This is a genomic window from Kocuria turfanensis (genome assembly GCF_001580365.1).
In the GTDB taxonomy this organism is placed as follows: domain Bacteria; phylum Actinomycetota; class Actinomycetes; order Actinomycetales; family Micrococcaceae; genus Kocuria; species Kocuria turfanensis.
This window is the reverse complement of the sequence record NZ_CP014481.1, coordinates 138,490-160,938: the sequence shown is the minus strand read 5'-3', so window position 1 is coordinate 160,938 and position 22,449 is coordinate 138,490. Positions and strand designations below refer to the sequence as shown.

The following is a 22,449-nucleotide window of genomic DNA, read 5'->3' as shown; positions in this document are numbered from 1 at the left end:
CCCCCCCCCCGGGCCTTACGGAGATCGAAGGTGTCCCCCTCACGTAGTACATCAAGAGCCAGAGCTTCGGCCATACGTTCATCCTAGAGCGGCACTCTGTCACGCTATGACAGTCCAACGACGTCTTCCCAAGCCAGCCTTAGGCCAGAAGGAACGGCGAGTCAGCACCTCCTCGCCGTTGTCGATCCCTGCGATGTCATGAACGTGGGCGATCATGGAACCATGGCTATCAGCGATAAGACTCGCCGAATTCTATGGGCACGGTCCGGCAACCGATGCGCACTGTGTCGAAGGCGTTTAGTCGAAGACAGAACCGAGCTCAGCTCCGAATCAGTGGTGGGCGAAGAGGCCCACATCGTAGCGAGATCGCCAGGCGGGCCCCGGTACGAACCCTTGCCGGGGAACGGCAAAGACGAGCTCGACAACCTCCTCCTCCTGTGCCGCGTGCACCACAAACAAGTCGACGATCAGATCGAGGAATTTCCCGCGGGGAAACTGCGCAAAATCAAGGGGGCGCACGAGCGCTGGGTGGCGGACACGCTGGATGCTGCTCTTGAAGCGTCCGATCCTGAGGCTACCCCTATCCCTGCTCTGCACAGTGGGGCAGATATTTGGTCCGTGGTCGCTGGCGCTGAAGCCTATGACTTTCACGGTCTTGAAGAGCCGGATGCGCCAAAAAATCTGGTGGATGCATCAGACGGCTTCCTGCAAGAGGCACACGACTGGGGGGAGATCAGCGATGACGTGAAACTTCAAGGATTCGGATCCATCCGAGAGGCAAAACGGTCTTTAAGCACCCGTCTTGATGAGTTGCGCGCACTTGGACTACGAGTTTTTGGTGCCCAGAATACGCGAGCCGTGACGCATTCTGGAGTAAAAGTCCAGTTATGTGTTGCCACTATAGCCATCGCTCAAGAAGGCGATTCCCGAATCCATATAGAAGAACCGCCCGATGAAGTCTTTTAGTGTCGGGGTAGAGCGCCTTTGCGGACACCATGGGCATTGCAGATGCTGATAATTCTGTGTATGTAAGGAGCAATTCCCGTCTAGATCGTTTTAGTACACCGTTACGGCGAGCCGTGCCAGCGGCTTTCCGCAATCAACTTCGCTCGTTGCGCGAAATTTTCAGCATACCGTCGGTGTGCCACTATGTAACCATTTGTGTACTCCATTTGCTCTGCGGTCACTGTGAAGGTGACGCGGATTTCTAGCCTGGTTCCGGTGGGTGTTGAAGCCAGGAAATAGCTCATCCTGTAGGCGTCGTCATCGCCACCCATATTACGGGTTACGGCATACTCACCACTTACCTCGTCCAGGACTTCAATTATGCTCACATGTTCACGCCCGTCCCGGCGCGAGATAAACCCTTGCATTTCCCCAATACCTACTGGCGTGCCGGGTACGTGAAATGCTCGAACGGTATTGGGGTCGAGGAGTACGGCACTCTCTGCTGGCTTTATTAGGCTCCATACCTTGCTGCGGGAAACCGCGATGTCCACGACGGCGTGCACATCCAGCACCTGCTCGCGAGGGCCGAGATTCCATCTGGTCAGTTTGGGCATAGGCTGAGTATTGCATATGCGAATGCACTTAGGATGAGCGTCTTGCCCGGCTTTCGTCCCACGAGATAGGGGCGCCTCCGACCCTTCGTAGGGACATGTCTGAACTGAGGAGTCACCGTGTCGGCGGTCGGCTCTATGGTGAGAGGAAGATCTCGATGACTACGCATAAGGACAAGGGGAGCCGTGGCCACGCACGCAACACAATTCAACAAGGCCTTGAGCAACATCGAACCCGCTGAGGACGCTGACCACGCCAAGGGAGCCCACAAGGAGGTCTCCGAGGTTCTCAAAGCTGACGAACGCCTCCGGGGCCTTGGGGTTTCCCCTGTTCTGATCGGCTCGTACAAGCGCGACGTGTCCATCCGCCGGGTCAAAGACGTCGACGTCTTCGTGCGCCTACAGGACGCCGGCAAGGACCTGCGCCCGGGGGACATCCTCGACCACATCACGGAAGTCCTCGAGGAAGCCTTCGAGGACCGAGTGACTCGTCAGCACAGGTCAGTCATGGTCGACTTCCCTGACCTTGACCTTTCAGTCGACGCGGTCATTGCTCGCCCCTGCGTGGAGCACCCCGAAGAGCATTGGCAGATTCCTCAAAGGATCGAGGACGACGGCAATGCCCGCTGGATTGAGACAAATCCGACGGCCATGACCGAGCACACTACCGAGGCCAACCAGACTTTCCTGCTCGGCGCGAGCAACGAGGGCAAAGGCGTCTACGTGCCGGTCGTCAAACTCATGCGACAGATCCGCCGCACGTGGGTGAAGGATCAACCCGGCGGCTACTACTTCGAAGTGCTTACGTGGCACGCCTTCCAAGAGAACCAGCCTCAAGAGAGCACGGTGGCGGAGTACCTCACCGTGATCCTGAGGGCCGTAGCGGAGGCTCTGCCCGAGTGCGCGGAAACCGGACCAGATGACCCCACGCTGGAGGGGAAGACCATCAAGTCCAAGGCGACTGCCGAGCAAATTAAGGCGGCCGCCGACCGGATCGCGGAAGCTGCCGATCTAGCGGAGCAGGCACTGGCCGAGACGGACATGTGTCGAGCAGCGAAGCTGTGGCAGGAGTTGCTAGGTACCACGCACGGTACCGAGACGGCCGAGTTGGTGTTCCCGATGCCGGAGTACTGCAATGCTGATGGGACACAGAAGCAGTCCACGACCATCACCCGTGGTGCACCGGCGGTGCCGGCCGGACGCGACCGGTACGCGTGAACGTCGCCGCCTCCGCAGAGCTGGACCAGTGGCGAGAGCGTCTGCAAGCACTGGGTTTCGACGACGACGGACATCGACTGTGTGGGCCCGTCCAGTGGGAGCATCCGGATCGCGGTGCCGTAAGTGCCCGGATCGAAGTGGCTCCGGATAACCGATTTCCTTTCGCCCCTCCTCAGGTACGGATTCTGGAGACAAGTACCCCGCTGGAACTCACCTTCCACATCGAGCGGGCTGAAAAGCCCGGGGGCAACGGCCACCTCTGTCTGTGGGAGGACGACTGGGACGTCGCGGTCGCTCCTTGGCGTGATCCCCAACAACTGTTGCACCGAGTGGCCGGCTGGCTGGAAAACACCGCCCACGGCTGGCCCGACGACAATGCATGCGACCTGGAACGCTATCTACCTCCGGACCACGGTCCTCTCGTCCTGTACGACAACGACGAACTCCAAAACCTCAAGCAGGTACCAGTGCGCGTACGAGATGGACAGACAACCGCCACGGTACGGGTTACCGCTGAAACTCGGGCTGGATCCATGTCGGACAGCCGTAGACGCCTGGCCCGCAAGGATCAGCACCTGGCCTGGGTGGAAGATCTCGGCACGTTGGAGCAACCGGTCCGCTCATGGGCAGACCTTGAAAATCGGCTTGGCACACGTGCCGCCAACATCGCCGCAGGGATAAGCGCTGGACTCATCGAACGCCTCATCCTGCGCTACCAACGAGGCACCCAATCGTCTGTGCTCGTTGTGCGTGCCCGCACTTCTCCAGCGAGGGGAATTGCCGTTACAGCCTGTGAAAGTGCCGACGTCAGCGGCTCCACGCGCAGGATGCGTGCTGGCCGTCAGGCCCGCGCACTTGGTGACACCAAGGTCGCCATTGTGGGTTGCGGTGCCATTGGCTCCTTTGCTGCCGACCTGCTGTTCCGTTCCGGCGTCCACCGGTTGACCCTGATCGACGGCGAAGTTCTCCGGCCCGGAAACGTAGTGCGCCACCTTGCTGGCAGGGACCAGGTGGGGCTCCCCAAAGTGAAAGCCGTCCGGGCTTGTCTGGACGCCATTGATAACACCACCAAGGTTCGCGCAACGAGCGGATCGGTACGAAGCCTTTCCGACGCGATCAAGCTGGTCTGTGAACACGACGTGGTCGTGGACGCAACAGCTAGTGCACGGGCTAGCAGCGTGTTCGCTACGGCGGCCGAGATCATCGGCGGTGTCGTCGTGTCAGTCTGCGTTCAGCGAGAAGGTGATGTGGTGCGCGTGGACCGTTTCCCCGCGGATGAAGGGGAAACCTATCTACCGGGGCTCGCGCTGATCGAGGATGGGGACCTGCCTTGGGAGCGTGGGTGCGGAAGCCCGGTGTCTCTCACACCCCCCGGAGCCGTGGTTGCGGCGGCTGAGCTAGCCTGTCGGGTCGTCATCGATGAGGCCCTTTCTCACCGGACTTATCCGGCGAGCCTTGCGGAGGTACGCCGGTCCCAACCGGAGGCGCCTTTCGATCAGGTGGGATGGGTTGAGGGCCAGACCGAGCGACAAACAGTATCGGCACCGCCCTCCAAGGGCCATGAAGGCGGCAACAGCTCAACAACCACTCCCCAGCAATTGCCGACATGAGAAAACGTCCTCGGCCCCTGGTGGTCGACCTGCACCCTGAAGCTGAAGCGGAGATACACCGGCTCGCGACCATAGCCGGTGAAGTGGAGACAGGAGGCCTGCTTTTGGGATGGTGGGACGCCGATCAAATCGTCGCACGGCAGGCTGTGGAAGTATTCGACCCAGCCGCGACCAGCACCTCGTGGACCCGAGACTCACGACGATCCCAACACATCCTGGAACGAGTTTTGGCCACAGAACAACATCCCTGGCTGGGCTACATCGGCGATTGGCACACACACCCGGCGCCATGCGGTCCCAGCCCGCAAGACAATCACAGCATCTGCCGCGCGTCCGAGAACTACTCTCATCCGCTACTTCTTTTGGTGCATCGCAGCGATCAGATGATTGAGGGACGCGCCGCTTGGCATGGACAGTCTTGCCCAGTGACAGTTCACGTCCTTCATCCCAGGAAATGAGAATCCTATGAGCATGTCATCCCCTGCTGCAGGGGCCCCATCCCCATCTGGAGTGCGCCGGGGAGGAGACCACTACCAGGACCTGTTCGTATGGGCCGCGGCCATGCGGCTCGTGCAACGTGACAGCCCCTTCACAGCCTTGGAAGTAGAAGCGCGTGGTGTCGGAAATGTCGACGACGTAGTGCTGCGCGGTCGTAACGGCGCTGACGAATTTGGACAGGTGAAATGGTCCAGCAAAGCAGGCGCCCTGTTGGACGAAGACTTCATGACTGGTGTGCGGGCAGCCGGGGGGACATCGCTGTTGCAGAAGCTGTACGGCAGCTACCAGAAGCTCCGTCCCGCTGAGGGGCACGGCGCCCACCCAACGCTTCAGCTCATCACTAATAGAGCAGCCGACCCGGGGCATGATCTTTTGGGGCACATCGACGGTCGCAGCGATCTACTCATTCCGTACGCCGCTGACCAAAGATCGACCAGCAAGGCTGGAATCCTCCTCGCTGGCTGGGCAACTCATGTCAAAGCCGAACGCCACGAACTCTTGGAAATGCTGGAGCATCTTCGATTCACCACCGGACGAACCATCTCGGGAGAAACGGAGCGGATCCAGGCACTGATGGCCAGCGTAGGCCTGCACTCAAACCACCAGTCCCTCGAACAAGGTCTCTCCGCGGCTGCAGCATGGGTGCGCAACGGGCTACGTACCGTAACCCCCCAGGATGTCGAGAAGGACATCGATCGCCTAGGTTTGCAGGCCGGAGAACCAAAAGCGGTGTTACTGGTGCAGGCCATTGACAGGGACGGCCACCCCGAAGACGCCACCGCAGCCCTTGATTGGGTCGACCTCTTCGAGGGCAACGCACCGAGAGAGAGAACTCATCCTCGGGACCACCGGAGCTGGGAAACCATGCAACAGGAGTTGGAAGCAGCAGTCCAACGACTCGAAAATGCAGGCTGGCGAAAAATGGTAATCCGAGGAGCCATGCGCCAGGCCACGTTCTTCCTTGTTGGAGCCGCTGCTCCCCGCACACGCCAATGGGGGCTGTCCTACATGCAACGTCGAGGCTCAGAAGCTGGCCATATCTGGAATACCGAAACCCCTCGCGTCCTCGTTCCCCAACCGATCGCCCAAAGTACACCAGTCGAGGCAGGCAACGAGCTGGCAGTGGTAATCAACTTCGCCCTCGATGCGACTCCAGCGGTCGTGAGCTACGTGCGCCAGGCCGGTCTGCATGTCAGGGAAGTTTTGTCACTGACTCCGGAAGAAGGAGCCCACGATCAGTCCGTCGCTGGCTCTGGTGAGGCCATTTGCTACGTTCAGCACCTCATCAACGCGATACGACGCCAAATTGAACGGCATCCATCGACAGAACGCGTGCACCTTTTTCTTGCTGGGCCTGGTGGATTAGCTTTGCTGCTGGGCCATCGCTGGAACCGCATCGGAGCCACTACTGTCTACGAACATTTAGGCACCGGCGTGGGCTATGCCCCCGCCTTCCAGATCCCGTAACAACCTTGGCAATCCGTTTCACAACCCCCAAGGGTTATGAGCCACCTAGTGGCGCGTAATTGAAGTCGTTGAGCGGTTGGCCTTGTTGAGGATTTCGGTGCTGGTCTTGGTCCACACGAACGGGTGACAGCGGTCGTTCCAGCCGGTGACGAAGGCGCGGATCTTGGCGTTGAGCTCAGGCACCGAGGCGACGTCGGCCCGGTGCAGGGCCTGGCGCTCGATAATCCCGAACCAGACTTCCACGAGGTTCAGCCACGACGCCGAGGTCGGGGTGAAGTGCACCCGGAACCTGGGGTTCTCGGCCAGCCAGGACTTCACCTCAGGGGTCTTGTGCACCGCGTAGTTGTCCATCACCAGGTGCAGCTGACCCTCGGGGTAGGCCCGGGCGACCTGTCTGAGGAAGGCCAGGAACTCCTGGCGCCGGTGCCTGGGCTTGCACGCGGCGGTGACATGACCGGTGGCGATTTCCAGTGCGGCGAACAGGGTGGAGGTCCCGTGGCGGACGTAGTCGTGGGTGCGGGCCGCCGCCTTGCCGGGCTGCATTGGCAGTCCCGGGGCGGTGCGCTCGAGCGCTTGGATCTGTGACTTCTCGTCCACGCACAGCACGATCGCGTTCTCCGGTGGAGCGAGGTAGAGACCGATGACGTCGACGACTTTCGCGACCAGTTCGGGGTCGGTGGAGAACTTGAAGGTGCCCTCCCGCCAGGGGTGAACCCCGTACTCGCGCCAGGCTTTGGCCACCGTGGTGTGGTCGATGCCCAGCCTGCCCGCCAGGAGCCGGGAGGACCAGTGCGTAACCCCCAGCTTCTTCGGCGGCGGGGTCAAAGTGGCCGCCACGATCGCCCGATGATCGATCCGCCGCGGCCGCCCCGACCGGTCGTGGTCGGCCAGCCCCTCGATGCCGGCCTCCTCGTAGCGGGCCCGCCAGGCGATCACGGTGTTGCGGGTCGCGCCCACCTTCTCGGCGATCTCGGTGTTGGAGATCCCCTCGGCGGCCAGCAGCACGATCCGTGCCCTCTGCGCCAACCCCGCCCGCACCGAGGTGGATCGCACCAGTCTTTGCAGCTTCTCCCGGTCGCCCTGACGCAACAGCAACGGGGCTGCAGGGTGGTTTGCCATAACCCATGATCCCACCGCATCAACCGCTGAGGTACTTCAACCCCTCGGCACTAGGTTGTGAGACTCTGCGGGGGAATTGGCTAATGGTGCGAGGGGGGCGGTCCAGAACGGGTCATTCGCCCAACCGTGGAACAAGCCCATGGCTCGCAACGGGACGTGTGGGTGTTGCTCGAGTAGCTGGACCAATCGTTGCGACCAGCTGCTGCGGGGCGACACGGTGGTGAGGACTGATTGCAGCGAAACTAGGACGGGATAGAGACGCTTGCGCCGGTTCTCGTCCTCATCGAAGACCGCGCGGTCCGTGAGCCAGGCGACTGAGGCGTCGGCGGGGATGGCGGGGTAGACGCCCAGACCGACGTTCCACAGGCGACCGTGGTGGGCGCACACGTTGCGGACCCGGACATAGGTTTTCAGCCACGAGGACAGGACTGCCTCGTTCAGTCCGAGTGAGTGCGCGATCGCGGTCCTGGCATGGCGCGGCCGAAGGTTCGAGTACAGGTGGCTTAGCTGCCCGATGGTCAACATTTCGACCATCACCCACGATGGTGGGAGCTCAGGAGTGGCGTAGGTGGTGAGGTAGTGCTCCAACGCGGAGCGATGGGTGACGGGGTCTCCGGTGGGTTCTGCCTGACGGCGGAGCTGTTGGGAGCATTGCTCGCGGATCTCGTCCAGGAGCCGGCGGTGCTTCTGGGCGTCACCGAAGTGCCTTGGATCCACATACCAATGAGGCCCGCCAGCACTGGTGGCCATGATGTCGGTGAGACTGGCGCGCACAGCGACTTCCACCCGCTCCACGGCATCAAGCACGAGAAGGCGTAGCTGGCGGTCGAACACGTAGAGGCCGAGCACATCATCGAACGTCGTCCCGGGGTGGAACTGATGGGACCCATCGTGAATCTGATAGGGGATCGTATAGGGCGACAGTCGGTAGTAGCCGATGTGCCGCAGATAGCGGATGGCCCGGTCCGCATCTGGGATCTCTAGCCCCCGCTCGGCCAGTTGTTCCACCAGTTGCACATGGGACAGGGCGGGTTTCATGTAGTGGGCATCGCCCCTGGGGCGATGGGAGAAGGGGCCTCTGGGCATGGGCACGATCCTATGGCCCAGCCATGAAAAATCCCCCAGGTGCGCATCGTGGAGAGGCGAGGGGGATCTAGTAGTTCCAGCTTACCGCGCATCCAGGGGTTCGAGAAGACGGGTACTACTGGGGAGTGGCCCCGTGTCTCACTTCACTGGCCGCGACAAGCCATGAGACCAAGCCGGCTGATGCCGCTTGCCCCAGGTGGGCGGGTGCAGCCCCACAGGCATCCCGCCCACCGATTGTTCCGTGGTCCAGCGATGCCGGAATGCAGGATCAACCAGCGGTCGCGGCGTAGTAGGCGTCCCTGACGGACTGGTGGATCCGGCCGCGGTCGGAGACCTCGTAGCCGTTCTCCTTCGCCCAGGCCCGGATCTTCGCGGTGTCCGGGTCACTGCTAGAGGCGTGGGACCGGGTGCCACGGGCACCGCCGCTGCGGGTGATCTTGCGGCCGGCCTCCGCGAAGGGACGCAGCGCCTCCCGCAGTTTCTCAGCGTTGGCGGTGGAAAGGTCGATCTCTTAGTCCTTGCCATCCAGGGCGAAGGTGACGGTGTCGTCGGCGGGGCCGCCGTCGAAGTCGTCCTCGAGGTGCACTTCGACTTTCTGGGCCATGGGTGGTGTCCCTTTCGATATCCGGATGGGGGAGTGGGTCAGGGGTGGTCGGGGTTGTCGTCGGTGGACTCTTTAGGGGTCGCACCGTCGACTGATGTTTCCGCTGGTTCCACGGCGTCTGTCGGCGCCGTGGTCTTGGTGCGGTTGCCGGTGATGACGGTGCCCTCGGTTGTGAGGTCCACACAGAGCATGCCGTCTTCCACGAAGGGCTTCCATCGCCGGGTGGCGGTGGTGTCGATCCCGTAGTGGGCGGTGAAGGCATTAGCCGAGACGATCGCCTGCCCCGGCCCGCGCTTGGACCCGTTCCGCACCGCGTAGGCATGTGGGGAGGAGTCATCGGTGGCGCGCAGTGCCATGACCTGGCGGTCGCGATCGTAGAGCAATTCCACCGTCTCCGCATTATCAACCAGATCGTGAGCGGCCTTGTTCAGCGAAATTACTCCGCGCTTCTGGATGGTCACACTCGGCGCCTTGGCCAGCGGAGTCATTCGCTTGTCGAACACCTCGAACGGCATCGTCCCCCCTGTTGCTCTGACTGGCAGTGATCAACTTCATCGTAACCATTGCAAGCATTTTCATGACAGTCATGATCGGCTCATCGGGTGTGTCTCTGAAGGCATGGGATGCGAGACGTCTCGTCCGGAAAACTTGCGCCCGCGAGTTTCCGCGGTTCGACCTGTCTCGCATCCTTGTACTTTATCCATGCGCTTAGAATCGGATACTCAACGTTAGTTGCGAGACAGATGAGGTGGACGTGGGGAAGCTGATCGGGTACGCCAGGGTGTCGACGCGCCAACAAGACGCAGACCGTCAAGTGTCTGACCTTCTGAGTGCCGGCGTGCGACGTGATGACGTGTACGTAGACAGTGGAGTGTCTGGGGGCCGTGCATCGCGTCCGCAGTTTGACCGTGCCGTGGCCGCCCTCGAAGAGGGCGACACGCTGGTCATCACCACGCTGGACCGGTTGGGGCGGTCCACGCAGAACATGCTGACCTTCGCCGAGGCGCTGCGGGGGAGAGGTTCCGGGCTGCGGGTGCTGAACCTCGGGGGAGGAGACGTGGATACCGCGACCCCGATGGGTTCGATGGTCTTCACGGTGATGGCCGCTTTGGCGCAGATGGAGCTGGAGATCAAGCGGGAGCGGATTACCGACTCGGTGGCCAAGCGCCGGGCCGCGGGCAAGGATCTCGGCGGGCGGCGCCAGACCTTCACCGACTCCCAGATCCGCAACGTCCTGCGCCTGATCGAGGGCGGGGAGCCGGCTGCTCAGGTCGCCCGCGACCTGGGGATGTCCAGGGCGACCCTGTACCGGCGGATCCGGGAGCTGCCGCAAGTGACGACCATCTGAGCCCGTCGTTGCCTGGGGGCATCGTGATGCACATGTCGTGCGTATGCGGGCATCTCTTTTCGGGCAGGGGAAACGGGCATCAACCACACTCAGTTTCTCTCCGATGTACCTTCACCCGCAGGCGGACCGGCAAGGGTCCTCCTAACGCTTCAGGCCAGTCCAGGGTGTAGTCGAGGCCGTGAGCATGTCCGGCCAATGTAGCGATGCGAAAGTAGCGCGCTCACCTGAGGCGACCGCGCGCCCATCGTGACGGTGCCATACTCCGCAGGTTCCGGGTCTGTCCGACGACGGCCCCACAACCCACCAGCAGGACCAGCACGTAGACCAGCAGCAGGCCCCAAGACGCGACCGTGTTCCTATGGGCTAGCACAGCCATCAGGCAGGCGGCTGCCACCGCGATGCCGCCTGTCCACCGGGCACGGGCGGTCAGGAGCAGGACGCCGGCCAGCCCGGCGAGCAGGGATGCGATTCGCACGTCGTGTGCACCTTCGACGCGCAGGAGCTCTTCCTCATCGGTGCCCCAGCTCACCAATGGAACCGCATGCACCAGACCGAGGTATAGGGCGACCGACGTGGCGAGACCGATCAGTCCCGCAACGACAGCGAGCAGAATGCGGCTCACGGGGACCTAGCCGGGCGGCTGGGTGCGGTGCGGGTCATGGGCTCATTGTCCTCAGTCGGCCCCTTAATCAACAGCGCAGTTGTGGTTCCCTATTTTGGCCTGACTTCATGGGCAACGTGGTGGTGCGTGTGGGGCTGCGCTGGCGTTCAGTAGCCTGGCGGCATGGACTTTCTGGGGATCCCCACGCTCACCGGCACTTTGGCCACCCTCGAGCCGCTTGCGCCGGAGCACGCCGGGGAACTGGCGGAGGCGGTCGCGGAGGAGAACCTCTACCAGGTTTGGTACGCCCGCCTGCCTGCCCCGGAAGCGATGGGCGCGGAGGTCGAGAAGCGGCTGGCCGGCCACGCGGCCGGTCACCTCGTGCCGTGGACCATCCGGGCCGGCGACGGGAGGGCGGTGGGGATGACGACCTTCCTCAACATCCGTGCCGATCACCGGCGTCTGGAGATCGGGTCCACCTGGATCGCTCCCAGTGTTCAGGGCACCGGGCTGAACACCGAGGTGAAACTGCTCCAGCTCACCCACGCCTTTGAGGCTCTGGACTGTATCGCGGTGGAGTTCCGCACTCACTGGCACAACCACCGGTCGAGGCGGGCGATCGCCGCCCTGGGTGCGAAACAGGACGGGGTGCTGCGCAATCACGACCTGTGGCGTGACGGGACCATGCGCGATGTGGTGGTGTTCTCCATCATCAACAGCGAGTGGCCCACCGTGCGGTTATCCCTGACCGAGAAGCTACGCACCCGCACTGCGGCATGAGGGCGCCCCCAGGTGGAGAGGCCGCACACGCCAAGGGCTGCTGAAACGACAGTCAGCCGCCGGTGCCGCGACGTTGCAGTAGAGGTTCCTCGTCGATCGTGCAGTTTGACCAGTAGCTGGGCCAGCCCGGGTGGTGGCATCCCTAGCATGGGGGCATGCGCCTGCGAGAGACGGTCCCAGCCGACCTGGACATCCTCTTGAGCTGGGTGCCGTCCGAGGCGGACATGGTGCTCTGGTCCGGGCGCACGTTCACCTGGCCGCTGGATCGTGGGCAACTGGAGAGCTACCTGCAGAACAAACAACGCCGGTACTGGACCGGGCTGGACCCGGAGTCGGGGAACCCTGTCGGTCACGCCTCCCTGCTCGTCGACGCTGACGCGGCCATGATGCGGCTCGGTTGCGTCCTCCTCGATCCGGCAGCTCGAGGGCGTGGTTTGGGGCGGGAGCTGATCAGCGCGGCGGTGCGCACAGGCTTCGAGACCACGGAGCTGCCGGCCATGAAGCTGGGCGTGTACTCGCACAACGTCTCAGCTCGACGCGTGTACGAGGATCTGGGCTTCCGGGAGACCGGCCGGGTGCGCAGCACCGAGATGGACGGCCACCCCTGGCATGCCATGGAGATGGAGCGACCAAGACCCCACTAGTTCGCTTGTGGGCGCCCGCTCGCTCCGGAGATCGACTCGGGCCCGGCCCGAGCACCCGGCGTTGCGGATGCGGTTGGGGCACTGCTCTGGTACTGACTGTGGGTGTTGCTCGGTCTCGGACCAGCTGTCGCCACAAGTAGCTCAGGCGCCCGTCAGGAATGCTGTGGGACGATGCGGGCACCGAGTACTCAAGCGATAGAGACGAGCAGTGTCTAGAACCACGATGGAAGTTCTTCTCACGCTGTTCGCATCGCTGATGCTGTTTCTTTTGGTGCTCTCTGTCGTCGGGTGGCGGGAGAACGTTTGGTCGCTATTCATGGTGCTGGCATGCCTGTTTCTGACGGTGATCGCCGGCGCGGCGGTGGTGTCGTGGAGACGGGGCACCTTGGACGTAAAGAGCCGGCACCAGAAGCGCTAGGTCCTTGCTGCCGGCGGCCATTCGGGGCCGCAACGTTGCGGTTGAGGTTCGACAGTGCACGCGGGGGCCGTGTCGGTGCGGCGCGATGCAGTGTTCTCGGCACCTACAGTGGAAGGGATTGCAGCATCCTGTGCCCGACTGGAAGTGAGGATCATCATGCGTAGACCACTGGTGACCATGCTCCTCACGACCGCCGTGGTGGCCCTCGCCGGTTGCGCCGCCTCTGCGCCTGGCGTCTACGACGGTGAGCAATCTGAGTCCGATGTGCTGCCGGCCCAGGTCTCCGCCGAGGGCCACGACTACGACCCGGCCAGCTCGAGGTTGCTGGCCACGCACAACGGGTATCAGTTCTTCGCCATGTCCTCACCGACTATGGGTGACTGTTTGCTCAGCTTCGATCCGGACGCCCCGGACACCTGGGTTGCGGGATGCAATGCGTCCGGGGGCCGTATGGGCACCGGCGGCCAGGTCGGAGTGAAGACCGACTACGCCCCCGATGGGTTGCCCGAGGAGGAAGCCCCGGAAGGATGGATCCGGCTCACCCCACAGCTGCAGGTCACCGAGGACTGACCGGTGAGCACCAGGCCTTCGGGTTCCGGCGGGATCATCACCGATCCGGTCAGTGCGGTCATCGGCATCGTCGTCGGGTTCCTCGCCGGTGCCGCCGGCTGGTGGGCCGAAGGCTTTCTCGCCTCCGCCCTGGCCGCCCTGAGCGTGGCCGGTCTTGGTGCCGCCCTGATGCGCGGGTGGGAGCGCCGGCGCGCATCGCGCCTGCGTCCCGATGACCCGGAAGGATCCTGAGATGATCGCAAGTTTTCCGAGCTCCGCTGGCCCGGATGGGGAGGGCGCGAACCCGTTGATCCCCACCAGCTGGGAGGTCCTCGCGCTGCTGGTCGGGGCCGCGGTGATCGTGCTGTTCGTCGTCGCGGTTCTCTCCTTGTCCCGGGATGAGCGCTACACCGCGAGCCAGCGCCTGCTGTGGCTGCTCGTGCTGCTGGCCGCCCCTGTGGTGGGCCCGCTCCTGTGGCTGAGCCTCGGGCGGCGCCACGCGCCCGAACCCCGGAACCGGCCCGCCCGGTGAGAAGTGGGCGGGATCCAGCCTGAGTCGACCCGGACGGGGCAAGACGGCTTGGGGTCGTCTCGCCCTCCCTTTTTCACCCGCCCAGTCCAGATCTTGCGGTGGACGGGAGACAGGGTGAAGGACTCGGGGGAGCTCATCAGGATGGTTTCAATCGTGGAACCAGCATCGACTCTGTGCCACGCGAACCGTGGTGCATTCAGAGCTGCCGGAGCCGGTGATGTCGGAAACACCACAGGAAGGGAGGGCCATGAAGGATGCAGATCTCGAGAAGCTCGAGCACGAGCTGCGGGAGTACAACGAGGACGACTGGGTGATGGTGGCCAACGTGATGCGAGAGGCGGGTGCATTGGGGTATCCCGCGACTGAGGACACAGCTATCGACTGCATCGTCGGGCTCCATGAACAGGGGAAGGTCCGTGTCGGCACCTACATCAACGGCGCCCCAGGAGGATTCGTGCCCTGGGACGAACCCATCCTCGATCTGCGTGAGCGCTTGCGCGCAGCACTGGTTCCCACAGACCCTGCAGATCCGCTGGGACTGGTGATGAACACGATGATCGACTTCATCGACCGACGCTGAGGTGTTGCAATTGGGTTGGTCGATGCGCCCAACGGTTGAAGATCCCCGTTGGAGCCGCGCCGGGAGAGCACTGGCGTCGTGCGGTGGGCAAACTGTCTGTGGTGGACCTTGCTTTCGGCGCTGAGACCATCGTCCGTCAGCTCTATTGAGTGCCGGCGGTGGTCGGAAGCGTCGCGGCGGCCTTCTACGTCATCGTGTTCGGCAGGTGCAGGCAAGGACGCCGGGACCGTGCTCCATGAGGGGATCTAGGGCCTGTCTTCAAAGCTCATGGGTCAGCAGGTCCACGATCTGCTCGGCCGCGGCATCGGCGTCGTAGGTCGGGTCGTCGAGGAACTCCGCGACGACAGCGTCGATCATCCCGCCGACCAGGACCGCCAGGGTCCGCAGCTTGTCCGTGTTCACAGTGCGGCCGCTGGCTGCGACGGCTTCGCCCAGCAGGGTTGCCAAGGGTGCCCAGCGTTCCTGGCTGGGTGGGCGCACCCGGCCACCGTTGGCGGCAGAGGCCAGGCCGACCTGCACGATCGTGCGGGCGTGGTCCGGGTGACCGGTGAGGTGTTCGAGCATTGCTCGCACGTATGCCTGCGGAGCGTGCCGGATGGGCACGGTCTCAACCTGTTCTGCCACGTGCGTGACCAAGGAGGTCAGGACCTGCTGGTAGGCCGCGGCCAGGACCGCGTCCTTGGTCGTGAAGTGGTAAACGACGGTGCCTTTGGCCACCCCGGCGGCCTGCGCGATCCGCGACAAGGACGCTGCGGGGTATCCGCGCTCAGCCACCAGGGTGATGGTTGCGGCGATGATCTGGGCGCGCCGCTCCCGCTCGATCCGGGTCAGACCGTCGCTCTCCGACGCACGCGCTGGCATGTCGGAATGCTATCCTCGAACCCAGAAATTGACCAATCGGTCAAAAAAGCGTGTAGGGGAAGCCATGAAAGAGAAAATGCAGAAGTCCACTTCTGCGGAGGTGACGCCCAAGGCGGTGCCCATGCGTCGGCGCCGCCGGGGGTGGGGCATCACCGTTGGGGTGCTGGTCGTGGCGGTGGTAGCCGCCGCGTTCGCGCTGCGGAGCCCGAGCCCGGTGGGGCATTGGAACTCGCGTGCAGGGTACGAGGCGTTTATGGCCGACTATGAGCGGGCCTGGGAACCGATGCCTGTGCCGGACGAGACGCTGGATGTGCGTACCGGGTTCGGATTCGTGCGCGTCTACCGGTTCGAGGCCACGACCGAGACCCCGACGCAACACCCGTTCGTGCTGTTGCCGGGCCGGTCCTCGCCCAGTCCGATCTGGGCGGACAACATGGCTTCCCTGCTGGAGCTGGGCGATGTCTACGTCCTGGACCTGTTGGGAGAGCCGGGCCTGAGCGTGCAGGAGGTCCCGATCGAGGACTTGGCGGACAACGCCGCCTGGCTCGACCAAGCCCTGGCCGAGCTGCCCGAGAAAAGGTTCAACCTGCTGGGGCTGTCCATCGGCGGGTGGACGGCCACGAACATGGCCACCCATCACCCCGAGCGGGTGGCGAGCCTGCTGCTGATCGACCCGGTCTACGCCTTCGACAACATCCCCGCCGAGACCGCGGTGCGCGCGATTCCGGCCGCGGTGCCCTGGCTGCCGAAGTCCTGGCGTGACTCCTTCGCCTCCTACACCGCCGGGGGCGCACCGGTGGAGGAGGAGCCGGTGGCCCGCATGATCGAAACCGCGATGAGCGCCTACTCGATCAAGCTGCCCCAGCCGACCCTGATCCCCGAAGCAAGCTTGGAGGGCCTTCAGATGCCGGTCCTGGCAGTTCTGGCCGGCAAGTCCGTCATGCACGACCCCCAGGAGGCGACCGAGGTCGCCGAACGGGCACTGCAGGACGGCACCGTGGTCGTCTACCCGGAGGCCTCCCACGCGGTGGGCTCCGAGGAGGCTGCCCGCATCGCCCAAGAGATCGAGGTCTTCCTCGCAGCCCAGGAATGAGCCGGGTGCGACCAGGACCGGCCACACTGCGTGTGGTGAGGGCCGGGCACCGGTGTGGTCACCGGTGCCCGGCCCTGGTCTGAGGGTGCCGGCCGGTGCAATGTGGCACCGGCCGGCACGAACGGGGTCAGCTCTGGGCGCTGAACCGGCGGCGCAGCACGAGCCCGGTGGCCGCCAGGAGCCCGGCGCCGGTGAGTGCTACGCCCAGGCCGGTGCTGCCGTCCTCGGTTGCGGTGGTGCCGGTGCCGGCGGTCTGCACGTTCATCCCCTGGTTGGTGCCGTACACCGTGGTGCTGTGCATCGAGGAGCCGGGCACCCAGGTGGTCGGGGTCGTGCCCGGGGACCACGGTGCCCCCGGGGTGGCGGGCGGGCCGGAGATGACACCGGTGTCGGTGTCGATGTCGATGTCCACCCCGGTAGCGCAGGTGGTGAGGGCCGCCTCGAACAAGGCCTCCAGCTCGGCCACGTCCACCCCGACCTCGCCCAGGGCCAGCCGCAGGTCGGCCAGTTCCTCGATGGTCGCGTCCAGGGCCAGCTGGGCTTCGACCGCGGCCGCCAGGGCCAGCTCGAAGTTCTCCTGCGCAGCCACGAAGTCTTCCTCAGCGGCCTCCACCTCGGCCAGCAGGCCCAGCTGGGCGTCCAGCTCGGCCTGGGCCTGTGCCCGGGCCGCCTGGGCGGCGGCGAGGTCCTCCTGGGCGGCGGTGACCTCCGCACGGGCCTCCACCAGCGCTTCGGGCTCGACCTGGGCCTCCGCCAGGGCGGCCTCGGCCTCGGCCACCGCGGTGTTGGCCTCCTCCAGGTCCGCCTGGGCGGCATCCCGGTCACCGATCGCGATCTCGACCGCCGCCTGCGCGTCGGCCACGGTGCCGGCGTCCTGGACCGCCAGCTCGGCGGCGGCCACCGCCGCGTCCGCCTCGGCCCGGGCAGCCAGGGCCGCGTCCAGCTCGGCCTGGGCGGTGGCCACCGCCGCGTCAGCGGCGGCCTGGGTGGTCAGGGCCGCATCCAGGCCGGTCTGGGCCTCGGTGGTCACCGCGGCAGCGGCATCCAGGGTGGCCTGGGCCGCAGCGAGCTCACCCTGCTCCACGGCGACCAGGGCGGCCGCGTCCGTGGCCACGCCCTCGGCGGCGCTCAGCGCCACCTGCGCCTCGGTCACCGCCGCGTCCGCCGCGTCCACCGCGGCCTGGGCGTCCACGACGGCCTGCTCGGCGGCCGCGTCGTTGTCCGGGTCCTCATCAGCCAGTGCGGCGTCACGGGCGGCCACAGCCGCCGCCAGGTCCGCGTTGGCCTCGGCCTGCACAGCCACCGCCGCATCCAGCTGACCCTGGGCAGCAGCCACGTCGGCGTCGGCGTCGGCCTGCACGGCCACCGCCGCGTCCAGCTCACCCTGGGCGGCGTCCACCGCGGCCTGCGCCTCGACCTGGGCGGCCACCGCGGCGTCCAGGGCATCCTGGGCCGGAGCCACGGAGGCGTCGGCCTCGACCTGGGCGGCCACCGCGGCATCCAGGGCGTCCTGGGCCGGAGCCACGGCGGCGTCGGCCTCGACCTGGGCGGCCAGAGCGGCGTCCAGGGTCTCCTGGGCAGTGACCGCGGCGTCGAGGTCGGCCTCGGCCGTGATCAGGGCGTCCTGGGCGGCGGCCAGCTCCTCCTGCGTCGTCTCCTGGGTGTCCACTGCGGCGTCGAGCTCGGCCTGGGCGGCGGCCACCACCTCCTCGTAGGCATCCACCTCCACAGCCAGGGCCGCCTCGGCCTCGGTGAGCTCGGCGGCGGCGGCGTCCACGGCGTCCTGGGCGGTGGCCACTTCGGCCTCAGCGGTCTCGATGTCCACCACGGCGGCGGCCTCGACTGCTGCGGCCAGATTCGCCTCGGCCTCCTCCAGAGCGGTCAGCGACTCGGCGGCGGCCACGGCCAGGGCGTCGCGCTCGGCCTGGGCGGTGATCACCGCATCGACCGCGGCCTCCAGCTCGTCGACGAGCGCAGCCTCCAGGCCGGCCCGCTCCAGGGCCGCGCGCAGCTCGGCCTCCGCGGCCACGCACGCCGGGTCGCCGGGAGCGGCCGCTGCCGGGGCGGCCGAAAGGAACAGTCCACCGGTGGCCAGTGCGGCCGCGGTACCGGTGGCGAAGAACGTGTTGCGAAGGGTCATGATCGCTCGAATCTGCCAAGAGATGGATTTCAGGGGGATCCACCTGAGGGGGGAGGGAAAGCAAGGGAACTTCCCATCGGGAGATTACAGATGCGAACTCCATGTCGCCAGGTCGGGGGACAACTTCCCGGTTTGTGTCCGAAAACGTGCGGCACGCCGCCGTCAAGGCATGTCGCTGGACCTCTTACCGCTGCTGGGGAATCGCCCTCATCGACCTGCGGCAGTGTGTCCGGCTTGTCGCACGAGCGTGAACCCAGGGTATTGTCCCCTGCATTGGGGACGGGCTCTCACGCCGAGGGTGAAAACTATCGGGGCTCGGGTCCGGGTGTGCAGCCTCTCCGTCCGTGGTCGCCGGACAGTTGTCAACGACGGTCGAAAAGTGAGCAGTAGCGACGGCCCAAAAGTGAGCAGTGGATGTCGCTAGTTGGTCTGGTGGGTGGTGCTGGGCAGGGAGTCGGTGCCCAAGGTCTTGAGTCGGTAGCTGGCGCCTTTGAGGGTGTGGACCTCGGCGTGGTGGACGATGCGGTCGATCATGGCCGCGGCGATGGTGACGTCGCCGAAGACCTCGCCCCAGCGGGCGAAGGGCAAGTTGCTGGTGAGGATCAGCGAGGCCTTCTCGTAGCGGGTCGAGACGAGCTGGAAGAACAGGTTCGCGGCCTCTTGCTCGAAGGGCAGGTAGCCGACCTCGTCGATGATGATCAGCCGGTACCGGCCCAGCTTGCGCAGCTCTGCGTCCAGGCGCCCGGTGTCGTGGGCGCCCTTGAGCCGGTGGATCCAGTCCACGGCGGTGGCGTAGAGCACCCGGTGGCCCTGCTGGCAGGCGGTGATGCCCAGGGCCGTGGCCAGGTGGGTCTTGCCGGTGCCTGGGGGCCCGAGGAGCACGATGTTGCCGGCCTCGGCCAGGTACCGGCCCGAGGCCATCGCGGCGTAGTCGGTGTGGGTGATCGCCGTCTGGGCAGTGAAGTCGAAGTCCTCGGCGGTCTTGATCGCGGGGAAGCCTGCGGCAGTGATCCGCAGCCGGGCCCCGGAGGCATTGCGGGCGGCGACCTCGCGCTCGAGGACGGCGGCCAGGTACTCCTCGTAGGACCAGTGCCCCGCACGGGCAGTGTCGGCGATCCGGGCGGCGGCCTCACGGATCCGTGGGGCCTTCAACGAGGCGGTGAGGTACTCCAGGGTCTTGGCCGTCTCGGCCGGTGTGGTGGCCATCAGGCGACCTCGATCCCGAACGCGCGGTCGTAGTCGGCCAGATCCCGCACCAGCGGATCCGCCTCGGCGCCCGGGTGCGGGCGCTGCTGGTAGGCCCGGCGCAGCACCGCAGCGGTAGCCACGTGCGCCGGGTCGGTGACCGTGGTCGCCCTTGCCCAGCAGCGCGCGTGCTCGGCCACGACCCGGCCCTGGTGACGCACGAGCACCCGATCCAGGTCAGCGGTGACCTCGACCATGGCCCCGATCACGGTCGGGTCCACGGAGTAGTCGTTGCCGGCGACCCGCACGTAGTAGTCCCGACCCAGCCGCACCCACCAGCGGTGCCCGATCGCCGGGGCGACCGGCGGCACAGGGAGCATCGCGGCCCGATCAGCGGCGATCAGCTCCGCCGGCCGGGCGGCGATGGCCCGCACCCGCCGGGTGTTGGCACCCACCAGCCACTGGCGCAGTTGGGCGTTGAAGTCGGCCGGGGAAGCGAAACTGCGCCCGGGCAGGAACGAGGTCTCGAGATAGCCGTTGGCCCTCTCCACGATGCCCTTGGACTCCGGGTCGTAGGGCTTGAGCTGCACCAGGGTTGCCGCCATCGTGCCCATGAACGCGACCACCCCCTCGGCCGGGCGGCCCCCGCGACCGATGCCGGACTCGTTGTCCCAGACCCACCGCCGCGGCACGCCCTGGATCTGCTCGACCACCAGGTGCCACATCCCGGCCAGCAGATCACCGGTGGTGCGCGAGGGAATCATCACCGCGGTGATGAACCGCGAGGAGGAGCAGACCATCACCAGCACCGGCGGTGATCCCTGCTGAGCGTCACCCAGCGGGATCCGTGCCGGCGGGAACCACAGATCGCACTGGACCTGGTCCCCGGGACGGTAGAACAACCGGTCCGCCGGATCGGGCGGGGCGTACTCGCTGCGGATGGCTCGGAGATTGTCCCGGAACCAGGTGATGGACCCCGACCACCCCACCCGCTCGGCCAGCACCGTGGCCGGCATGGACGGGTGCTCGGCCAGCAGCGCCCGCACGACCGGCTCGACATCGGTGAACGCGTTGGGCCCGGCGGACCTCTCGTAGCGCGGTGGCCGGGAGGCGGCCACGGCCTTGGCGACCGTGTTCCGCGAAATCCCCAGCCGCGACGCGATCTGGGACTTCGGCACCCCCTCGGCATGCAGCCGACGGATCAACGCCCAATCTTCCACAGTGATCACACTCCAATCGTCGAGTGCTCACTTTTCGACCGTCGCATCTGCTCAGTATTCGTCCGGCGTCGACAACAGTGGGGCCCCCGGGGGTTGGCGATGCAGAACGTCACCACACCGTGCGTGATCTCCTTCCGCCACAGATAGTCGTTACGCAGGCCTCGTTTTGCTTGCCTCGTTTTTTCGCGTCGCCACGGCAGCGTGGGAGGGGTGCCAGTGCGTGCGGTACTCCACGGCTGCAGTTCAAGACTTCGGCGGCGCGGACAGACTGCGGCGGCTTTATCTGGGTGTTCCGCCCCGGCGCCCTAGGTGAAGGCGGCGATCCGGGGGGAGCCGGCCTCCAGGGGCCTGGAGCCGGTCGGGGCCTCCACCATTGGGGGCCCTGGAAAAGGTGAGGGTGGTGCGGGAAGGGCCCCGGGGCGATGCGTCGTAGGAGTCAGGCGGCTGGCTCTGGAAATGTGTCGGTGGTCAGCTGCTGGAGCTGGTCCACCGCGTCGGCGGGCCAGTTCAGCTGCAGGGCCAGAGCGATGAGCTCCTCGGCGGTGAACACCGCGCCCTGGGCCCGCAACTGCCGCAGCCCTTTCACGATGCCCTCGATCCGCGGGTGGTCCTGGGCGAGGGGCGTGGTGGTGAGGCGGTGGGTGAAGTACATCATGGCCCGGCGCACGGTGGCATCTGGCAGCAGTGGCTGCACCGGGGTCAGGACGTGTCCGGCCAGGTGCTGCGGGGTGAAAGCGTGCACCCAGGGGCGCAGGGGCGCGTTGTCGGCGGCTACCGCCACGATCCCGCAGGTGATCGGCAGCCGCTCTGCCACGGCCAGGGCGTGCAGGTCCGGGCAGTAGACGATCACCGGGCCGGTGAATCCGGTCAACGCCCCGGGGTCGGTGGCTGCTTCGACGGTGACCCCGCGGGCCCGCAGCCGGTGCAGTTCCCGGTGGCCTCGCATCTGCTCCTGTGCGGGCACCAGGATCCCGATCCGCTCCCACCGGCCCTCCGGGTGGTGCTGGAAGGCCCACTGCAGTGCCGGTATCAGCCCTTCATCCGGGGTCACCGGCCCGGCGATGTAGGCCCGAGCCCGATCGAAGGCCGGATCGGGATAACCGGGAACGGAGTGCATAGGTGAGGAGTACATGGACGGGGATCTCCTGCTCGGCTGATCGGCCAGGGGGCGGACCGAAGGGGGGGCGCCATTGATCGGTGAGTGTACGGGCCGACCCAAGGGATGTCAGGAAGCCCCGGCCATGCGGCGGCCCTGTTACCCCAGCATGACGCCACGCGCGGGCCAGCTGATGCCCGGGTTCTCTTCTGTCGGCTGTGCTGGAGCGGTCGTCTTCTGC

The 22,449-nt window shown here is 65.6% G+C and carries 24 protein-coding genes and 1 pseudogene; 14 read left to right on the top strand and 11 right to left on the bottom strand.

The annotated features are described in order from the left end of the window. Window positions 1–198 precede the first annotated feature (198 nt). Entirely contained in the window at window positions 199–966 is a 768-nt protein-coding gene (locus AYX06_RS19995; RefSeq protein ID WP_330999252.1) for an HNH endonuclease, read from the top strand. 101 nt (window positions 967–1,067) lie between these two features. On the opposite strand, the gene AYX06_RS19990 is transcribed toward AYX06_RS19995, so the two are convergent. Beyond that, window positions 1,068–1,562, bottom strand: a complete 495-nt coding sequence (locus AYX06_RS19990) for an SRPBCC family protein (RefSeq protein ID WP_147017901.1) — start codon at window positions 1,560–1,562, stop codon at window positions 1,068–1,070. Window positions 1,563–1,745: 183 nt separating this feature from the next. Here AYX06_RS19990 and AYX06_RS17820 point away from each other — a divergent pair, with 183 nt between their 5' ends. The 4 genes from AYX06_RS17820 (at window position 1,746) to AYX06_RS19985 (ending at window position 6,352) form a co-directional block, all read left to right on the top strand. After that, window positions 1,746–2,777 carry a nucleotidyltransferase domain-containing protein gene (locus AYX06_RS17820; RefSeq protein WP_062737266.1) on the top strand — a complete coding sequence of 344 codons (1,032 nt, stop codon included), beginning with the start codon at window positions 1,746–1,748 and terminating at the stop codon, window positions 2,775–2,777. Beyond that, window positions 2,774–4,387: a ThiF family adenylyltransferase gene (locus AYX06_RS19510; protein ID WP_147017899.1), complete on the top strand. Its 1,614-nt coding sequence runs from the start codon at window positions 2,774–2,776 to the stop codon at window positions 4,385–4,387. The genes AYX06_RS17820 and AYX06_RS19510 overlap by 4 nt, the downstream gene beginning before the upstream one ends. After that, window positions 4,384–4,845 carry a Mov34/MPN/PAD-1 family protein gene (locus AYX06_RS20980; protein ID WP_084271815.1) on the top strand — a complete coding sequence of 154 codons (462 nt, stop codon included), beginning with the start codon at window positions 4,384–4,386 and terminating at the stop codon, window positions 4,843–4,845. Before AYX06_RS19510 ends, AYX06_RS20980 begins: the two co-directional genes overlap by 4 nt. 103 nt (window positions 4,846–4,948) lie before the next feature. After that, on the top strand, window positions 4,949–6,352 hold the full coding sequence (locus AYX06_RS19985) for an SAVED domain-containing protein (protein ID WP_186815696.1): 1,404 nt from the start codon (window positions 4,949–4,951) through the stop codon (window positions 6,350–6,352). A 45-nt stretch (window positions 6,353–6,397) separates the two neighbouring features. Here AYX06_RS19985 and AYX06_RS17810 read toward each other — a convergent pair whose 3' ends face one another. From AYX06_RS17810 to AYX06_RS17795, 4 genes and pseudogenes are all read right to left on the bottom strand, one after another. Beyond that, window positions 6,398–7,471: an IS630 family transposase gene (locus AYX06_RS17810; protein WP_084271814.1), complete on the bottom strand. Its 1,074-nt coding sequence runs from the start codon at window positions 7,469–7,471 to the stop codon at window positions 6,398–6,400. A gap of 36 nt (window positions 7,472–7,507) precedes the next feature. After that, window positions 7,508–8,509, bottom strand: a complete 1,002-nt coding sequence (locus AYX06_RS17805; protein WP_232319475.1) for an Abi family protein — start codon at window positions 8,507–8,509, stop codon at window positions 7,508–7,510. Window positions 8,510–8,825: 316 nt separating this feature from the next. Beyond that, a pseudogene (locus AYX06_RS17800) lies at window positions 8,826–9,161 on the bottom strand (histone-like nucleoid-structuring protein Lsr2). A 38-nt stretch (window positions 9,162–9,199) separates the two neighbouring features. Further along, window positions 9,200–9,676: a hypothetical protein gene (locus AYX06_RS17795; protein ID WP_062737263.1), complete on the bottom strand. Its 477-nt coding sequence runs from the start codon at window positions 9,674–9,676 to the stop codon at window positions 9,200–9,202. Between the two features lie 239 nt (window positions 9,677–9,915). Between AYX06_RS17795 and AYX06_RS17790 the strand changes: the two genes are divergently transcribed. Beyond that, window positions 9,916–10,509: a recombinase family protein gene (locus AYX06_RS17790; protein ID WP_062737262.1), complete on the top strand. Its 594-nt coding sequence runs from the start codon at window positions 9,916–9,918 to the stop codon at window positions 10,507–10,509. Window positions 10,510–10,729: 220 nt separating this feature from the next. Here the strand turns inward: AYX06_RS17790 and AYX06_RS17785 are convergent, their stop codons facing one another. After that, on the bottom strand, window positions 10,730–11,131 hold the full coding sequence (locus AYX06_RS17785; RefSeq protein ID WP_062737261.1) for a hypothetical protein: 402 nt from the start codon (window positions 11,129–11,131) through the stop codon (window positions 10,730–10,732). 162 nt (window positions 11,132–11,293) lie between these two features. Here AYX06_RS17785 and AYX06_RS17780 point away from each other — a divergent pair, with 162 nt between their 5' ends. The 7 genes from AYX06_RS17780 to AYX06_RS17750 all read left to right on the top strand — a co-directional run bounded on the left by AYX06_RS17780 (window position 11,294) and on the right by AYX06_RS17750 (window position 14,613). Then, window positions 11,294–11,890: a GNAT family N-acetyltransferase gene (locus AYX06_RS17780; protein ID WP_062737260.1), complete on the top strand. Its 597-nt coding sequence runs from the start codon at window positions 11,294–11,296 to the stop codon at window positions 11,888–11,890. A gap of 155 nt (window positions 11,891–12,045) precedes the next feature. After that, on the top strand, window positions 12,046–12,534 hold the full coding sequence (locus AYX06_RS17775) for a GNAT family N-acetyltransferase (RefSeq protein WP_062737259.1): 489 nt from the start codon (window positions 12,046–12,048) through the stop codon (window positions 12,532–12,534). A gap of 223 nt (window positions 12,535–12,757) precedes the next feature. Next, on the top strand, window positions 12,758–12,952 hold the full coding sequence (locus AYX06_RS17770; RefSeq protein WP_062737258.1) for a hypothetical protein: 195 nt from the start codon (window positions 12,758–12,760) through the stop codon (window positions 12,950–12,952). 156 nt (window positions 12,953–13,108) lie between these two features. Next, a complete protein-coding gene (locus AYX06_RS17765) occupies window positions 13,109–13,522 on the top strand; it encodes a hypothetical protein (protein WP_147017954.1) in 414 nt (137 codons plus the stop codon). A gap of 3 nt (window positions 13,523–13,525) precedes the next feature. After that, window positions 13,526–13,753 carry a hypothetical protein gene (locus AYX06_RS17760; protein WP_062737256.1) on the top strand — a complete coding sequence of 76 codons (228 nt, stop codon included), beginning with the start codon at window positions 13,526–13,528 and terminating at the stop codon, window positions 13,751–13,753. 55 nt (window positions 13,754–13,808) lie between these two features. After that, the gene (locus tag AYX06_RS17755) at window positions 13,809–14,033 is read left to right on the top strand and encodes a PLDc N-terminal domain-containing protein (protein WP_158279251.1); all 225 of its coding nucleotides are present in this window, start codon (window positions 13,809–13,811) and stop codon (window positions 14,031–14,033) included. A gap of 247 nt (window positions 14,034–14,280) precedes the next feature. Then, on the top strand, window positions 14,281–14,613 hold the full coding sequence (locus AYX06_RS17750; RefSeq protein ID WP_062737254.1) for a hypothetical protein: 333 nt from the start codon (window positions 14,281–14,283) through the stop codon (window positions 14,611–14,613). Between the two features lie 258 nt (window positions 14,614–14,871). Here AYX06_RS17750 and AYX06_RS17745 read toward each other — a convergent pair whose 3' ends face one another. Beyond that, complete coding sequence (locus tag AYX06_RS17745; RefSeq protein WP_062737253.1) at window positions 14,872–15,474, bottom strand: TetR/AcrR family transcriptional regulator; 603 nt, start codon at window positions 15,472–15,474, stop codon at window positions 14,872–14,874. A gap of 121 nt (window positions 15,475–15,595) precedes the next feature. Here AYX06_RS17745 and AYX06_RS17740 point away from each other — a divergent pair, with 121 nt between their 5' ends. Next, the gene (locus AYX06_RS17740; RefSeq protein WP_062737278.1) at window positions 15,596–16,567 is read left to right on the top strand and encodes an alpha/beta fold hydrolase; all 972 of its coding nucleotides are present in this window, start codon (window positions 15,596–15,598) and stop codon (window positions 16,565–16,567) included. 127 nt (window positions 16,568–16,694) lie between these two features. Here the strand turns inward: AYX06_RS17740 and AYX06_RS17735 are convergent, their stop codons facing one another. From AYX06_RS17735 to AYX06_RS17720, 4 genes are all read right to left on the bottom strand, one after another. Then, on the bottom strand, window positions 16,695–18,707 hold the full coding sequence (locus AYX06_RS17735; protein ID WP_062737252.1) for a coiled-coil domain-containing protein: 2,013 nt from the start codon (window positions 18,705–18,707) through the stop codon (window positions 16,695–16,697). A gap of 420 nt (window positions 18,708–19,127) precedes the next feature. Further along, window positions 19,128–19,913, bottom strand: coding sequence for an IS21-like element helper ATPase IstB (gene istB, locus AYX06_RS17730; protein ID WP_047802659.1), 786 nt, complete (start codon window positions 19,911–19,913; stop codon window positions 19,128–19,130). Beyond that, window positions 19,913–21,121 carry an IS21 family transposase gene (gene istA, locus AYX06_RS17725; protein WP_084271588.1) on the bottom strand — a complete coding sequence of 403 codons (1,209 nt, stop codon included), beginning with the start codon at window positions 21,119–21,121 and terminating at the stop codon, window positions 19,913–19,915. Before istA ends, istB begins: the two co-directional genes overlap by 1 nt. 427 nt (window positions 21,122–21,548) lie before the next feature. Further along, on the bottom strand, window positions 21,549–22,244 hold the full coding sequence (locus AYX06_RS17720) for a hypothetical protein (protein WP_147018020.1): 696 nt from the start codon (window positions 22,242–22,244) through the stop codon (window positions 21,549–21,551). Window positions 22,245–22,449 lie beyond the last annotated feature (205 nt).

Excerpts from the sequence above, each read along its gene's own strand:
- AYX06_RS19995 (WP_330999252.1), top strand. The coding sequence starts at position 199 with ATGAACGTGGGCGATCATGGAACCATGGCTATCAGCGATAAGACTCGC.
- AYX06_RS19990 (WP_147017901.1), bottom strand. The coding sequence starts at position 1,562 with ATGCCCAAACTGACCAGATGGAATCTCGGCCCTCGCGAGCAGGTGCTG.
- AYX06_RS20980 (WP_084271815.1), top strand. The coding sequence starts at position 4,384 with ATGAGAAAACGTCCTCGGCCCCTGGTGGTCGACCTGCACCCTGAAGCT.
- AYX06_RS19985 (WP_186815696.1), top strand. The coding sequence starts at position 4,949 with ATGCGGCTCGTGCAACGTGACAGCCCCTTCACAGCCTTGGAAGTAGAA.
- AYX06_RS17810 (WP_084271814.1), bottom strand. The coding sequence starts at position 7,471 with ATGGCAAACCACCCTGCAGCCCCGTTGCTGTTGCGTCAGGGCGACCGG.
- AYX06_RS17805 (WP_232319475.1), bottom strand. The coding sequence starts at position 8,509 with ATGAAACCCGCCCTGTCCCATGTGCAACTGGTGGAACAACTGGCCGAG.
- AYX06_RS17795 (WP_062737263.1), bottom strand. The coding sequence starts at position 9,676 with ATGCCGTTCGAGGTGTTCGACAAGCGAATGACTCCGCTGGCCAAGGCG.
- AYX06_RS17780 (WP_062737260.1), top strand. The coding sequence starts at position 11,294 with ATGGACTTTCTGGGGATCCCCACGCTCACCGGCACTTTGGCCACCCTC.
- AYX06_RS17775 (WP_062737259.1), top strand. The coding sequence starts at position 12,046 with ATGCGCCTGCGAGAGACGGTCCCAGCCGACCTGGACATCCTCTTGAGC.
- AYX06_RS17770 (WP_062737258.1), top strand. The coding sequence starts at position 12,758 with ATGGAAGTTCTTCTCACGCTGTTCGCATCGCTGATGCTGTTTCTTTTG.
- AYX06_RS17765 (WP_147017954.1), top strand. The coding sequence starts at position 13,109 with ATGCGTAGACCACTGGTGACCATGCTCCTCACGACCGCCGTGGTGGCC.
- AYX06_RS17750 (WP_062737254.1), top strand. The coding sequence starts at position 14,281 with ATGAAGGATGCAGATCTCGAGAAGCTCGAGCACGAGCTGCGGGAGTAC.
- AYX06_RS17745 (WP_062737253.1), bottom strand. The coding sequence starts at position 15,474 with ATGCCAGCGCGTGCGTCGGAGAGCGACGGTCTGACCCGGATCGAGCGG.
- AYX06_RS17740 (WP_062737278.1), top strand. The coding sequence starts at position 15,596 with ATGCGTCGGCGCCGCCGGGGGTGGGGCATCACCGTTGGGGTGCTGGTC.
- AYX06_RS17735 (WP_062737252.1), bottom strand. The coding sequence starts at position 18,707 with ATGACCCTTCGCAACACGTTCTTCGCCACCGGTACCGCGGCCGCACTG.
- istB (WP_047802659.1), bottom strand. The coding sequence starts at position 19,913 with ATGGCCACCACACCGGCCGAGACGGCCAAGACCCTGGAGTACCTCACC.
- AYX06_RS17720 (WP_147018020.1), bottom strand. The coding sequence starts at position 22,244 with ATGTACTCCTCACCTATGCACTCCGTTCCCGGTTATCCCGATCCGGCC.